Annotated in this window: 15 protein-coding genes, 2 tRNA genes and 1 rRNA gene; 4 read left to right on the top strand and 14 right to left on the bottom strand. The window is 38.6% G+C overall.

What is annotated here, in order from left to right; all coding sequences use genetic code 11:
• Positions 1-113: 113 nt before the first annotated feature.
• Positions 114-1,742: a chaperonin GroEL gene (groL, locus tag V7124_RS19270; protein ID WP_335413394.1), complete on the bottom strand. Its 1,629-nt coding sequence runs from the start codon at positions 1,740-1,742 to the stop codon at positions 114-116.
• 39 nt (positions 1,743-1,781) lie between these two features.
• A complete protein-coding gene (gene groES / locus V7124_RS19275) occupies positions 1,782-2,069 on the bottom strand; it encodes a co-chaperone GroES (RefSeq protein WP_335413396.1) in 288 nt (95 codons plus the stop codon).
• A 282-nt stretch (positions 2,070-2,351) separates the two neighbouring features.
• On the opposite strand from groES, the gene V7124_RS19280 reads away from it, so the two are divergent.
• The 3 genes from V7124_RS19280 to V7124_RS19290 all read left to right on the top strand — a co-directional run bounded on the left by V7124_RS19280 (position 2,352) and on the right by V7124_RS19290 (position 4,426).
• Positions 2,352-3,074: a CPBP family intramembrane glutamic endopeptidase gene (locus V7124_RS19280; protein WP_335413399.1), complete on the top strand. Its 723-nt coding sequence runs from the start codon at positions 2,352-2,354 to the stop codon at positions 3,072-3,074.
• Complete coding sequence (locus tag V7124_RS19285) at positions 3,071-3,271, top strand: YdiK family protein (protein WP_335413401.1); 201 nt, start codon at positions 3,071-3,073, stop codon at positions 3,269-3,271. Before V7124_RS19280 ends, V7124_RS19285 begins: the two co-directional genes overlap by 4 nt.
• Positions 3,272-3,385: 114 nt before the next feature.
• Complete coding sequence (locus tag V7124_RS19290) at positions 3,386-4,426, top strand: DUF3231 family protein (protein WP_335492323.1); 1,041 nt, start codon at positions 3,386-3,388, stop codon at positions 4,424-4,426.
• Between the two features lie 61 nt (positions 4,427-4,487).
• Here the strand turns inward: V7124_RS19290 and V7124_RS19295 are convergent, their stop codons facing one another.
• The 5 genes from V7124_RS19295 to moaC all read right to left on the bottom strand — a co-directional run bounded on the left by V7124_RS19295 (position 4,488) and on the right by moaC (position 7,879).
• Positions 4,488-5,195: a cytoplasmic protein gene (locus V7124_RS19295; RefSeq protein WP_335492325.1), complete on the bottom strand. Its 708-nt coding sequence runs from the start codon at positions 5,193-5,195 to the stop codon at positions 4,488-4,490.
• A gap of 12 nt (positions 5,196-5,207) precedes the next feature.
• Positions 5,208-5,924 carry a polymer-forming cytoskeletal protein gene (locus V7124_RS19300; protein WP_335413407.1) on the bottom strand — a complete coding sequence of 239 codons (717 nt, stop codon included), beginning with the start codon at positions 5,922-5,924 and terminating at the stop codon, positions 5,208-5,210.
• 13 nt (positions 5,925-5,937) lie between these two features.
• A complete protein-coding gene (locus V7124_RS19305; RefSeq protein WP_335413410.1) occupies positions 5,938-6,561 on the bottom strand; it encodes a YhbD family protein in 624 nt (207 codons plus the stop codon).
• Positions 6,562-6,683: 122 nt separating this feature from the next.
• Positions 6,684-7,352 carry a redox-sensing transcriptional repressor Rex gene (locus tag V7124_RS19310; protein WP_335413412.1) on the bottom strand — a complete coding sequence of 223 codons (669 nt, stop codon included), beginning with the start codon at positions 7,350-7,352 and terminating at the stop codon, positions 6,684-6,686.
• A 32-nt stretch (positions 7,353-7,384) separates the two neighbouring features.
• On the bottom strand, positions 7,385-7,879 hold the full coding sequence (gene moaC / locus V7124_RS19315; protein WP_335413414.1) for a cyclic pyranopterin monophosphate synthase MoaC: 495 nt from the start codon (positions 7,877-7,879) through the stop codon (positions 7,385-7,387).
• Between the two features lie 367 nt (positions 7,880-8,246).
• Between moaC and V7124_RS19320 the strand changes: the two genes are divergently transcribed.
• Entirely contained in the window at positions 8,247-10,166 is a 1,920-nt protein-coding gene (locus V7124_RS19320; protein WP_335413416.1) for an ABC-F family ATP-binding cassette domain-containing protein, read from the top strand.
• A 569-nt stretch (positions 10,167-10,735) separates the two neighbouring features.
• Here the strand turns inward: V7124_RS19320 and tsaD are convergent.
• The 7 genes from tsaD to rrf form a co-directional block, all read right to left on the bottom strand.
• A complete protein-coding gene (gene tsaD, locus V7124_RS19325) occupies positions 10,736-11,758 on the bottom strand; it encodes a tRNA (adenosine(37)-N6)-threonylcarbamoyltransferase complex transferase subunit TsaD (protein ID WP_335413418.1) in 1,023 nt (340 codons plus the stop codon).
• Positions 11,755-12,204 carry a ribosomal protein S18-alanine N-acetyltransferase gene (gene rimI / locus V7124_RS19330; RefSeq protein WP_335413420.1) on the bottom strand — a complete coding sequence of 150 codons (450 nt, stop codon included), beginning with the start codon at positions 12,202-12,204 and terminating at the stop codon, positions 11,755-11,757. Before rimI ends, tsaD begins: the two co-directional genes overlap by 4 nt.
• Before the next feature lie 12 nt (positions 12,205-12,216).
• Positions 12,217-12,924, bottom strand: coding sequence for a tRNA (adenosine(37)-N6)-threonylcarbamoyltransferase complex dimerization subunit type 1 TsaB (gene tsaB / locus V7124_RS19335; RefSeq protein ID WP_335413421.1), 708 nt, complete (start codon positions 12,922-12,924; stop codon positions 12,217-12,219).
• The gene (gene tsaE / locus V7124_RS19340) at positions 12,921-13,376 is read right to left on the bottom strand and encodes a tRNA (adenosine(37)-N6)-threonylcarbamoyltransferase complex ATPase subunit type 1 TsaE (RefSeq protein WP_335413422.1); all 456 of its coding nucleotides are present in this window, start codon (positions 13,374-13,376) and stop codon (positions 12,921-12,923) included. The genes tsaB and tsaE overlap by 4 nt, the downstream gene beginning before the upstream one ends.
• A 184-nt stretch (positions 13,377-13,560) precedes the next feature.
• Positions 13,561-13,637 (bottom strand) — tRNA-Asp (locus tag V7124_RS19345).
• Positions 13,638-13,677: 40 nt separating this feature from the next.
• Positions 13,678-13,751, bottom strand: a tRNA-Met gene (locus V7124_RS19350).
• A gap of 86 nt (positions 13,752-13,837) precedes the next feature.
• A 5S ribosomal RNA gene (rrf, locus tag V7124_RS19355) occupies positions 13,838-13,938 on the bottom strand; the annotation flags it as partial.

Here is a 13,938-nt window from a genome sequence, read left to right on the forward strand (position 1 = left end):
AGGAAGTGGTTATTGCTATTGAAATAAATTTTTTACATCACTACTTCACAAAATGGGAGAAAAATAGCCGTAACCATTTCTCATTTTGCGTACAAATGTATGGCTTAAAAGCCCTACATCATGCCGCCCATTCCACCCATACCGCTCATATCAGGCATTCCAGCACCAGCAGGTTCTGGTTTGTCTGCAACAACTGCTTCAGTTGTTAAGAACATAGCCGCTACGGATGCAGCGTTTTGTAGTGCAGAACGAGTTACTTTCGTTGGGTCAACGATACCAGCGTCGATCATGTTTACCCATTCACCAGTTGCAGCGTTGAAGCCTGTTCCAACTTCTTCGCGCTTTAAGCGATCAACGATAACAGATCCTTCAAGACCAGCGTTGTGAGCGATTGTGCGTACAGGCTCTTCGATCGCACGTAATACGATATTCACACCAGTAGCTACATCGCCTTCAGCTTCGATTGCAGCAACTTTGCTGTATACGTTAAGAAGGGCAACACCACCACCGGATACGATACCTTCTTCAACTGCAGCACGAGTTGCGTTTAAAGCATCCTCGATACGAAGCTTGCGCTCTTTTAATTCAGTTTCAGTCGCAGCACCAACTTTGATTACTGCAACACCGCCAGCTAATTTAGCTAAACGTTCTTGTAATTTTTCACGATCGAATTCAGAAGTTGTATCTTCTAATTGAACGCGGATTTGGTTTACACGGGCTTGAATAGCAGCAGTATCTCCTGCACCTTCAACGATTGTAGTGTTTTCTTTTGTTACCACGATCTTAGAAGCGCGTCCTAAAGATGTGATTGTCGTTGTTTTAAGTTCACGGCCTAACTCTTCAGTGATTACTTCACCGCCAGTTAATGCAGCGATATCTTCAAGCATTGCCTTACGACGGTCACCAAAGCCAGGAGCTTTAACAGCAACTGCATTGAATGTTCCGCGAAGTTTGTTCAATACTAAAGTAGAAAGTGCTTCACCTTCGATATCTTCAGCAATTAACAATAATGGCTTGCCTTGTTGAACTACTTGCTCAAGAACAGGAAGGATTTCCTGGATGCTTGAGATTTTTTTGTCAGTGATTAAGACATATGGATTTTCTAAAACAGCTTCCATTTTGTCTGTGTTTGTTACCATGTAAGCAGAAGTATATCCGCGGTCGAATTGCATACCTTCAACCACATCTAATTCAGTTGTGAATCCCTTAGACTCTTCAATTGTGATTACGCCGTCGTTACCAACGCGCTCCATTGCTTCAGCGATTAATTGACCTACTTCTTTATCATCAGAAGAAATAGCAGCAACTTGTGCAATGGACTCTTTTCCTTCGATTGGCTTAGAAATAGCTTTTAATTCTTCAACTGCTACAGTAACCGCTTTTTCAATCCCTTTACGGATACCCATTGGGTTCGCACCAGCAGTTACGTTCTTTAAGCCTTCACGAATCATCGCTTGAGCAAGAACAGTTGCCGTTGTTGTACCGTCACCAGCAACATCATTTGTTTTGCTAGCTACTTCAGCAACAAGCTTAGCACCCATGTTTTCAAATGCATCTTCTAATTCGATTTCTTTTGCGATTGTTACACCATCGTTTGTAATAAGCGGTGAACCGAATTTCTTCTCAAGAACGACGTTACGTCCTTTAGGTCCTAATGTAACTTTTACTGTATCTGCTAATGCATCAACTCCACGAAGCATCGCGCGGCGTGCATCTTCACTAAATTTAATTTCTTTAGCCATGTTAAAAAAACCTCCTCGTATTTTTTAGACTTTTTTTAATTACTCGCCTACAACAGCAAGGATATCGTTTTCACGTAAGATTAAATATTCATTTCCTTCGAACTTCACTTCTGTACCTGAGTATTTTGAGAAGATAATACGATCGCCTTCAGAAACTTCAAGAGCAACACGCTCGCCATTTTCAAGTACACGTCCAGTACCTACGGCAACAACTCTTCCTTCTTGTGGCTTTTCCTTAGCAGAGTCCGGTAAAACGATACCGCTTGCAGTTTTTTCTTCTGATTCAACAAGCTCAATGACAATACGATCACCTAGTGGTCTTAACAAATCAAACAACCTCCTCAAATTAATATGTAATTCTGACTTATTAGCACTCTCTTAACTTGAGTGCTAACACAATTATTATCATAATAAATGCTAAAAAAATTTGCAAGTATGAAGCAATGATTTTTTTTATTTTTTTACAACTTTACAAGTATGTGATACATGTGCAGAAATATACATACTTTTTAAAGATTAATCTTAAAAATTGAAACGACCCTGCTATAATTAGTACAATGAAGAATAGGTTAATATAAGATGAATGCTTCTTAAAGGAGATATATCAATTTGAAAAGAGAATATTGGATTATTTTAATTGTATATATTGCCATGCAGTTATCCAGCATTGTCGGAATACCTGGGATGGTGTTTCTTTTTGGATATTTAGGGCTGAATCAAGGGCTGGTTGTCCCCTACTGGTTAATTTTCAGCTTTACACTTGCTCTGATCATCATTCTTTTTCTATTAAGGAAAGAAATCCAGAAGCCTGGCTTGAATGAACGAAGCAGTTCTTTTGGTAGTTCTGCTATATGGGCTGTCTTTGGTGTTTTCCTTGCCTTATTTGCCCAGACTCTTGCGGCTAATATCGAACAACTTTTGGGTGTTGAAATGGGCTCTGAAAACACTCAGCAAATTCTAAACATTATTGAATCCCTACCGCTCGCCATGATCGTCAGTTCTGTGATTGGACCCATCTTGGAGGAAATTGTTTTTCGAAAAATTATTTTCGGTTCCCTTCATAAACGTCTTAACTTTTTCTTCTCAGCATTGATTAGCTCGATTATCTTTGCATTAGCCCATATGGAGCCGCAGCACATATTGCTCTATTCAGCAATGGGTTTCACATTTGCTTTTCTCTATGTAAAAACAAAACATATCCTTGTGCCCATTTTTGCCCATGTCGCCATGAATACATTAGTTGTCGTCATTCAATCCGTTTATAAAGATGAGATTGATCAACTAATTCGCGATGCGGAAAGGATTCAAAACTTTATCGGAGGCTTTCTATGAGACGTTCACCTATTGTGTCAGGAATCATTTATCTTGTGCTAGGCGCTTTATTTACTTACTTTGCCGTTGAAGATGTTCAGCAAAACGGCTGGGGGTTTTTCAGTTATTTGCTCGTGCTATTGGCTACCTTTGACTTTGGAGCAGGTTTAAGAATCCTCTTCCTTTACAAAAAATCCAAGAAAATACAAAAAAAATAAGCGTGAAGCCTTTTCACTTTTAATGTGAAAAGGCTTCTTTTTCTTCCATAGGAATAATTTCCCCCTGTATAAATCATCATAAAACTATAGATGACTATGGAAGGAAGGTCTACAATGACGAATTCAAATAATACTGAAAAAGTAATGAGTGAACATAATATTCTTCTTACTGCTTCAGAAATGGGCTTACTTTGGAATCAATATGAAAGTGACACCATGGTACGTTGTATTTTAAAATACTTTAAGAACAAATGTGAGGATGCCGAAATCCTACCCATTATTGAACACAGTTTAAGTGTCGCAGAAAATCACGTAAAGATACTTATTGATATTTTTAAAAATGAAGAACTCCCCATCCCAGTTGGATTTACCGATAAAGATGTAAATATTCATGCACCTAAGCTATTTACCGATACTTTCATGCTTTATTATTTACAAAATACTTCGGTTATTGCAATGGCAGGTGCTGGGGTTGCAATTGGTGTTTCCTCTAGAGAAGATATTAGTAAATTCTTTCAAGACATTCTAGTGGAGGCAAAGGACATACATAACATGGTAAGAAAGGTCTCCTTATCTAAAGGAACCTATATTAGACCTCCATATATTTCTAATCCTGATAAAGTTAACTTTGTATCAAAACAAAGATTTTTATTTGACTTTTTTGGTAAGGCAAAACGACCATTAACAGCCATTGAAATTACCCATTTATTTATCAATATTCAAACGAACGCCTTAGGGAAAGCTATGATGTTGGGATTTGCCCAAGTTTGTAAAGATGAAGATGCGAAGCAATTTTTCATAGAAGGAAAAAATATTGCGAATAAGCATATCAAAAAATTTGCTTTAGCTTTAGCGGATAGTGATTTACCGGCCCCCATGACCTGGGATTCACATCTACTGGATAGCACGGTCGCACCCTTTTCCGATAAACTGATGGTCTTTCATACGACGGTTATGATTGCTGTCGGAATTGGAAATTATGGCGCCGCTGTTGGGACATGTCAAAGAATGGATTTAAGTGCACTGTATACCAGACTTTCAGCTGAAATTGCCTTATATGCAGAAGACGGTGCAAATATAATGATTAAACATGCTTGGTTAGAAGAACCACCTCAAGCAGATGACCGACAAGCCCTCATCAATCAGCCTAAGTAACCCAAAATAATTATCTTTATATGGCTTCCTTAGGGAAGCCTATTTTTTAAAAATTTCCTCATTATAGCTTTGTCTTTGTTTTTATGGTTGAACCCGGATCATGCATTAATTCCGTTGTATACTCCACCGACCCAATTTGGCAGCCTGTGCCAATTTTGACTATTTTACCGCGAACAATGTCAGCCTTTGTATTTTCCAGGTAGATGTCATCCCCTTCAATCACCTTTGCAGTCAGTGTACCCGTATCCTTTACAAACGGAACAAACGAACTTTTTTTCTTAACATGAATGACCCCTCCGCCTATTTCTTCAGCTGAACTTTCCCCAAAACGCAGGGAGACCATAATCTTATCTGCATTTAGCAAACCTTTAATTTCAAAACCGCCTGTTGATTCAAAGGTTTCATACTCAACGTCTCCTTTTACAGAGATAGTGCCTTTTATATTGGCCTCGTCTCCTGTTAAATCCTCTCCAACCTCAAGCGTTCCAAGGATTTTTATATTTTTTAAAGATGCCCGGCCGCCGACCTCCATCGTACCCATAATCAGCATTTTCTCTGCCTGCAAATTCCCCTTAACTTCTGCTTCACCGAAAACCTTTATCGACCCTGCTTTAACATTTTCCACAGCCTCACTAGTTCCATAAACATGAAAGATGGAGCATTCGACATCATTGACAATCGTGCCGTCTCCTCTAATGCTAATTTTGTCATATTCACCACCGGGATAACTCCCAGATCCATTAATTGTAAGGTTATTCTCCTTAGTCATTGCTCTTCCCCCTTAAACTTTTCGGACTTCTTTTACAACAGCCTTTTCATCCAGCGACAATTCCCCCGAATATTCAACTATACCAATCGTGCAGTTAGGACCGATTGTAACGTTGTTTCCTCGGACAACGCTCGCCTTCGTATTTTCGATTTCAATTTTATCGCCCTCTATTAATTCTGTTTCTAATTGAGTTTGAATGAACGGCTTTAAAAAACCGAGAAGTGAGGACTTTTGTTTAATTAGAATGGTTTGCCCGCCGATCTCTTTAGCTTTGCACTCTGAGAAAATGGTAATGTCAATAAGGTCGGCATTTAACAATCCACCAATTGTAAATTGTGATTCGGCCTTAAAGGTTTCCGCTTCACAATCCTCTCCTACCGAGATTCTGCCTTTTATTTTTATTTCCTCACTTTTTATTTTCCCTCCAATAGACGCATTGCCGGATACCTTTAAATTCTTTGCAATCACATCATTTTTCACCTTCGCGGTACCATCTATCGAAAGAGTTTCACCCTCAAACGTTCCGTTTATTTTTCCATTGCCGCTAATCTTTGCTGTAGTTGCAGCTACATTTCCATTTACCGTCCCTGATCCATTGCATTCAAAATCGGTACAATCTAAATCGCTATTTACGGTTCCTTTACCATTTAAGGTTACTTGGTTAAATTGTCCGCCATTGGATGATCCAAGTCCATTAATACTGAGGTCCGCCCGCTGTTTCGTATTCATTGTTCATTCCCCTTTACACTAATCTAGATTTGATTTCTTCCATACATACATTTAACGAAACCTCTGTAACTAGCTTCGTTCCTGAATCAAACTGGTATCCTTCTGTATTAATGAGCAGTAGACAGTGCGAGACCCCTAGTTTTCTGGTAATAAGCAGATTTGCACTTTTTTGCTTGATCAGCTCCTTATTTTTGATCAAGACCTGTAAGAGCATTTTCCCTTCATCCAAATTAATGTCTCCAGATTGAAGCAGTTTTTCTAAAACATAGACTTCAAGTATTCTTGATAAATTAAACTGAAGGCTGCCCTTTTCATTTTCAAGATAGAAGTCGAGCACTGATTTTGAAACAATGTTACGTCCCACTAATTCTTCGCCATCAAGCTGCAAGTCGCTTAGATTGGGAGAAAACATATCTGCTAATTCATCTAAAGAAAGGTTCTCTTTCATCGTTTGAATTTTATTGATTCTTTCTACGATCTTTTGTTTAGGAAAAAATGTCTCTTGCCCAGTAAATGTTGATTTTCGAATAAACCAATCCTCTGGTATTAAGTCTTTTCGTTTCCATCTATATAACTGTCCATAAGAGATTCCGGCCAAGTCCAACAAGTCCTTCTTAGAAATTAACTCCTCGTTCATTTTGAAAACCCCTTTCTAGATACAAACGTAACATAACACTGTTACGTTTGTAAAGCGTGGTTCACCGTTTTCTTTCGACAAAAAAAGTCCCTCTCACTGTATTTGTGAAAAGGGCTTTTTTCTTATTCTTCTGTTGACTCTTCTGTTATTTCCTCTGTTGGATAATGCTTTAAGAAGTAAATAAGTGATTGCAGTTCTACCGCCAAGTCAATATGGTGAACTCGGATGGATGGCGGTACATTTAATCTAGCGGGAGTGAAATTCAATATTGCTTTAATATTGGATTTTACAAGCCTATCTGTGATCATTTGTGCAACTGGAGCTGGCACGGTTAGGATAGCAACATGAATATCATCATTGCCTAAATACACTTCTAAATCATCCATTGGATACACTGGTACATCTCTAATCGATGTACCCATCTTGTTCGGGTCAACATCAAAGGCACATTCAATTCTTGTATTATTATTTTTTAAAAAGTTATAATTTAAAAAGGCTGTTCCCAGATTACCAACACCAATCAACGCCACTTTTGTTAATTCATCTTGATCTAGCGTTTTTCGAAAGAAGGTTAATAAGTAATTGACATTATAGCCATATCCCTTTTTCCCTAATGCTCCAAAGTAGGAAAAATCCCTGCGAATCGTTGCCGAATCGACCTTCACAGCCTCACTTAGTTCTGCTGACGAAACCCTCTGTTTACCTGAAGAATGTAGATTCTTTAAAAATCGATAATATAAGGGCAGCCGCTTTGCTGTCGCTTGTGGTATTTTCATCGTTTCATTACTCATATTCTCCCACCCCCTATAGAATGTTTACGCATTTACAAAACTTGCTCTGTTCTGTGGAAATCACCATTTTTCCCGCCGGTTTTTTCAACCAAATAGGTTTTACCAATAATCATACCTTTATCTACTGCTTTACACATATCATAAACCGTTAATGCACAAGTGGAGGCCGCTGTTAACGCTTCCATTTCAACACCTGTATTTCCTTTTGTTTTGACAGCTGCTGCAATATTTAATCGATAAGAAGAATCTTCTTCTTCCCACGAGAAGGAAATGTTTACCCCTGTTAAGGAAATTGGATGACACATCGGGATTATATCCCAGGTTTTTTTTGCGCCCATAACCGCAGCTACTTGAGCCACTGCAAGAACATCGCCTTTTTTCATTTCATTATTTGTTATTTTTTCAAATATTTCTTTACTAACTGTAATGCTGGAATGAGCAATCGCCGTACGAGTCGTTTCAGGCTTATCGCTAACATCGACCATCTTTGCTCTTCCTTCTTCGTTAAAATGAGTAAAATCAGACATAATCAAAATCCTCCCATAAAATCATACTATATTTTTCACAATTTGTCTGTGAAACTTTGAACGAATGATAAAAAATTACATAATTTTCTTTTACGTTTTACGCTTATCCTCTCCTACATTATCACACTTTATTGCCGACACAGGTGGAATAAGGTACACTTATTTTAGTATTGTCTGTATGTAAAGAATGTTGTTAAAATCTTAAAGCTGATTTTAACGTGATATTAGTTTTTTTGTGCTTTAGAATTTAGTTTGCAGGCTCTTTTCTATTAAATTCATTCTATTTTCTATAGAAACTTAGCACAATAAATATGTTCAATTAAGTAGCAAAGATTAGAAAAGAGCCTTAGTAATTGAGGTGAAGAAGATGATTTTATTACAAGTAAATCAACTAGCAAAATACTATGGTGCAGACCTTATTTTATCGAATATAAAATTAGAATTACAAACGCGCGACCGTGTTGCACTCGTGGGGCGTAATGGTGCAGGCAAATCGACTTTATTAAAAATTATTGCCGGGCATTTGTCACATGATGGCGGAGAGATCATTAAACCAAAGGGAGTAAGCATTGGTTATTTAGCACAAAATACCGGATTAGAGTCGAATTTGTCGATTTGGGATGAAATGTTGACGGTGTTTGAAGCACTAAGAAATATGGAAGCGACAATACGACAACTCGAGATTCAGATGTCGGATCCTGCGGCTATCGAGGATACTAACCGCTACGAAAGAATTTTAAAGGAATACGACCAGCTGCAAGTGAAATTTAAGGAACAGGGTGGATATCAATATGAAGCCGATATTCGCTCCATCCTTCATGGCTTGAATTTTCACAATAACTCGTTAATGATATCCAGCTTAAGCGGCGGCCAAAAAACAAGGCTGGCATTAGGGAAACTCCTGTTAACAAAGCCTGATATATTAATATTGGATGAACCTACAAACCACCTTGATATTGATACGCTGACTTGGCTGGAACAATATCTTCAAGGTTATGATGGCGCCATTTTAATCGTGTCCCATGACCGTTATTTTTTAGATAAGGTTGTTACACAGGTTTATGAGATTTCACGCAGGCAAATTCAAAAGTTCCCTGGAAACTACAGCTCTTATCTAGATCAAAAGGCGGCCAATTATGAACGTGATTTGAAGGTATACGAAAAGCAGCAACAGGAAGTTGCCAATCTTCAGGATTTTATCCATCGTAATTTGGCCCGGGCCTCTACGACGAAACGAGCACAAAGCAGGCGGAAAAAACTTGAAAAAATGGACCTAATGGACCGGCCATTAGGGGACGAGAAATCTGCTGCCTTCTCCTTTGAAATTGAGAAGCAAACCGGAAATGATGTACTTATCGTGGATTCACTTGCTGTTGGCTATGATGAAGAGAAAGTCTCGGAGAATATTTCCTTTCGGGCATATCGTGGTGAAAGTATTGCCTTAGTGGGTCCAAATGGAATTGGGAAGTCTACTCTATTAAAAACGATGATTAAAAAACTACCTTCCCTCTCTGGAACGATTCAATATGGTGCCAATCTCGCTATTGGTTACTATGACCAAGAGCAGGCAGAATTAACCTCGAATAAGCGTGTTCTCAATGAACTTTGGGATGAATGGCCGTTAAAACCTGAAAAGGAAATCAGAACGGTTTTAGGGAATTTCTTGTTTTCAGGTGATGATGTATTAAAAATCGTCTCGACATTAAGTGGCGGTGAAAAGGCACGGCTAGCGCTTGCTAAGCTAATGTTGGAGAAAGCAAACGTTTTGATCTTGGACGAGCCAACGAATCACCTGGATCTAGACAGTAAAGAAGTGCTTGAAAATGCACTAATCGACTATCCTGGTACCATTATTTTTGTTTCCCACGATCGCTACTTTATTAATAGAATTGCGACAAAGGTATTGGAGCTTAGCGCAAATGGCAGTTCTGAGTATCTCGGTGACTATGACTATTACGTTGAAAAAAAGCTTGAGCAGGAGGAGCTAAAGGCTTTAGATTCTGCAAGCGTGAATAAGAAACAGACCCAATCGGAAGTACAAGAGAAAAATAACTATCATCAGGATAAAGAAAGTAAAAAGCTCGAGCGCCAGCGTAAAAGAAAATTAGAAGAAATTGAAATTCGTATAGAAGAACTTGAGGCACTGATCCAAGATTATGAAGAAAAGCTATGTGAGCCGGAAATATTTCAGGACCATGAAAAGGTTCTTGAACTTAATTTAAAAAATGAAAAGGCGAAAGCTGAACTCGAACAGTTTATGGAAGAATGGGCTGAAATAGCGGAATAATTTAGTGAGACCAAATCATATTGATTTGGTCTTTTTATTGTTATTTATTTTAGTGGAATATTCGACAAAATTCGTGGTTCATTCCCCATTTTATTTCCCAAATCCTCTTATCCACAAATTTATACACATATAAAAACTTATTTCTTCAACCTTATTCACACTTATGCACATTATCCACAAAAAAGGTCCAACTTATCCACATTACCCACAAATATACGTCGAGTTATCCACATAACTTCCGTATTGCACATATTTTTTTAAAATAAGTTATCCACAAAAAGCCCTTCTTTTACTGAAGGGATTCCGTTTTCGGATGCATTCTTATTAAAATGGCATCAGAAATAACGTGTGAATTAGCATACTTTATTTTCTGCCTTAATGATGACCACATTCTCTATTTTACCGAAGGGATTTGGTCTTCATCAGCCAAATAAAGAAAACTCACCAATAGCGGTGAGTTTCTACGTTATAATATATCAATTCTTATGTCTTATCATTTGTCACTTCGGCTTTAAATTTCAGAAAAGCACCACAAAACGGAACCCTTTACTTTGCTGAACGGCTTTTACCTAATTATATATTTCGATATCTAAACCAGGGTTTGCATTTAGTGAAAGGTCGGCTCTAATTCCTTTTTCAAACATAATACTTCCGGCAGCTGCAATCATTGCTGCATTATCTGTGCATAGGTTTAATGGAGGGATAACTAATTCGATACCTGACTTCTCTGAAAAAGCCTTCTCAAGAGCCATTCTAAGCCCTTTGTTCGCTGCAACTCCACCCGCCAATAACACTTGTTTGACTTCGTATTCAGCTGTTGCTCTTATTATCTTTTTCACCAATACATCAATAACACTTGCCTGAAAGCTGGCCGCAAGATCTTCCGGCGCTATTACCTCTCCACGTTGCTCTGCATTATGAACAGTATTAATGACAGCAGACTTTAAGCCGCTAAAGCTAAAATCATAGGAACCCTCTTCCAACCAAGCTCTTGGCAAATCAAGCGTGTCTTTGCCCCCCTGTGCTAGGCGGTCAATATGCGGACCTCCTGGATAAGGTAAATTTAAAGTTCTTGCTACCTTGTCATAGGCTTCCCCAGCAGCATCGTCTCTTGTTTCACCGATCACCTCAAAATGGCCATGCTCCTTCATATAGACAATCTCAGTATGACCGCCCGACACTACCAATGATAAAAGTGGGAATTTCAATTCCGTTACCAGTTGGTTAGCATAAATATGTCCAGCAATATGATGAATAGGCACTAGTGGGATGTTATGAGCAAAAGCCAGTGCTTTCGCCGCATTTACTCCAATTAAAAGGGCTCCCACTAATCCAGGTCCTTCCGTTACAGCAATCCCATCAAGATCCGAAAAGCTCAAATTCGCTTGATTTAGTGCTTCCTCGATAACTATCGTAATCTGTTCAACATGATGGCGCGAAGCGATTTCAGGTACAACCCCTCCAAATCGCTTGTGGCTCTCAATTTGTGACGCCACAATATTTGCAGCTATCTCCCGGCCATTCTTAATGATAGCAACGGCGGTCTCATCACAGCTTGTTTCTAATCCCATAATCCATTGATCTTTTTTCATAAATTCACCCACATTACTAAACCATCTTCTTGATTATCTGAATAATAATTTTTACGTATTCCGCCATCCTGGAAGCCTAACTTCCGATAAAGGGATTGTGCTGCATGATTGGTTACACGGACTTCTAATGTCATACTTCTTGCCCCCATTTCTTCAGCAACAGAAATCATTTTACGAAGCAATGCTTCCCCTAACTTTTTCCCTCGATAAGCAGGTAAAACCGCAATATTGGTTACATGCGCTTCATCAATAACAATCCAAGCACCACAATATCCGACAATTTTCTGATCTTCTTCTAAAACAAGATAAACAGCAAATTTATTATTGTAAATTTCATTATAAAAAGCTTCTCGACTCCACGGTGTTGTAAAAGAAGCATGTTCAACCTCTAAAATCTGATCGATATCCTCTTCCTTCATATAACGGAAAACAAAAGAATCTACCATGTCTCTCTAATCCTACCCTTTTAAAATTTTCCCATTTGCCTCCAACCATTTCGTCTCAGCCTCCGCTAAGCGAATATAATTAGGAACAAAGGAATGAATGTCTTCAGCCTGTTTAACACTGCCTAAAAGCGCTAGTTCGGATGGACGAGGATTATGCTCAGTAATCGCTGCAAACACAGCCTGAGAGCTCAGTGTGTCTTCTAACACCGCTTGATGGAGAGGTAGATCATTTCCAACAAATAATACAGGTTTATCCAACTCTTTTAAAGTACTAGCCCAATCATTTATCATCACTAAACGGTCCTCTTTAATACTCTCCAGAACGCCACTTTGATACCGAAATAACCCCGTGTAGACTTGTCCTCTCCTCGCATCAAAAAGAGGAGAAATATACCCATCAAAATACCTTCCTATCCCAGAAGCTAATATTTCAAGGCTGGAAACCCCTACTAACGGTATTTTTAAAGACCAAGCAAGTGTTTTTGCTATCGTAACACCTATTCTTACACCTGTATAAGAACCAGGACCTTTTGCTACAACGACTTTTGTTAAATCTGATGGAGCTCGTTCACAGTCCTTCATTAATGTATGAATGGCTGGCATAATTCTTACTGAATGGTTCTTTTTTAAGTTGGTAATATACTCTCCAAGAACCTGATTATCTTCAATAAGCGCTACCCCTAAAGCATAATTAGAAGTATCAATCGATAATATTGTCATGAAAAAATCTCCTTACATAATTGCTCATATCGATTTCCTTGTGGAACGAATACGATTTTTCTATTTTCTAGACTTTCATGATATAAGTAAATGGTCAGCCTTTCCTCTGGGAGCTGCTCTTCAATTAAATGTGCCCATTCTACTACAGTAACGCCATCACCTTCAAAATACTCATCGAACCCTAGATCCTCAAATGCATCAGAAACTCGGTATACATCCATATGATACAAGGGAAGCCTTCCTTTATACTCCTTTATGATTGTAAAGGTCGGGCTGTTTACTGTTTTTTTAATTTCCAACCCTTTTGCTAATCCTTTTGTAAAGGTTGTTTTTCCAGCACCCAAATCGCCTTCAAGGCAAATGACATCTCTTGGCTGTAATAACCCAGCAAGCCTTGCTGCATATTGAAAGGTTTCGTTGGGATCTTGCGTATTCATTTCATATTGAACCATATAATCACCTTTTTACTATAACATAGCTTATCTCTATCTACATTCTACCTTATTTTTGTAAAAAAAATCCTTAGGAATACTCCTAAGGATACCTATATAGTATGTATTTTACCAATTAAACTGCTTTTTGAGCAAAAAAGACATAAAAAAAACGAAACCAAGTTTCGCATCTTCAATCGTATAATGGCGGTCTGGACGGGACTCGAACCCGCGACCTCCTGCGTGACAGGCAGGCATTCTAACCAACTGAACTACCAGACCAAAGTTTTTCAAGTGTTACCTTGAAAATAACTTACATTAATTGCGGGGACAGGATTTGAACCTGCGACCTTCGGGTTATGAGCCCGACGAGCTACCGAACTGCTCCACCCCGCGACAATAAAAATATTTCTTTTTTTATGAACACTAATATAGTATACGCTAATGCTAACCAATAGTATACACTTTTTAAAAATAAAACAGCCTGGCAACGTCCTACTCTCACAGGGACAAAGTCCCAACTACCATCGGCGCAAAGAAGCTTAACTTCCGTGTTCGGTATGGGAACGGGTGTGACCTTCTT

This window comes from Neobacillus niacini, assembly GCF_036961885.1.
Taxonomy (GTDB): Bacteria; Bacillota; Bacilli; order Bacillales; family Cytobacillaceae; genus Neobacillus; species Neobacillus niacini_H.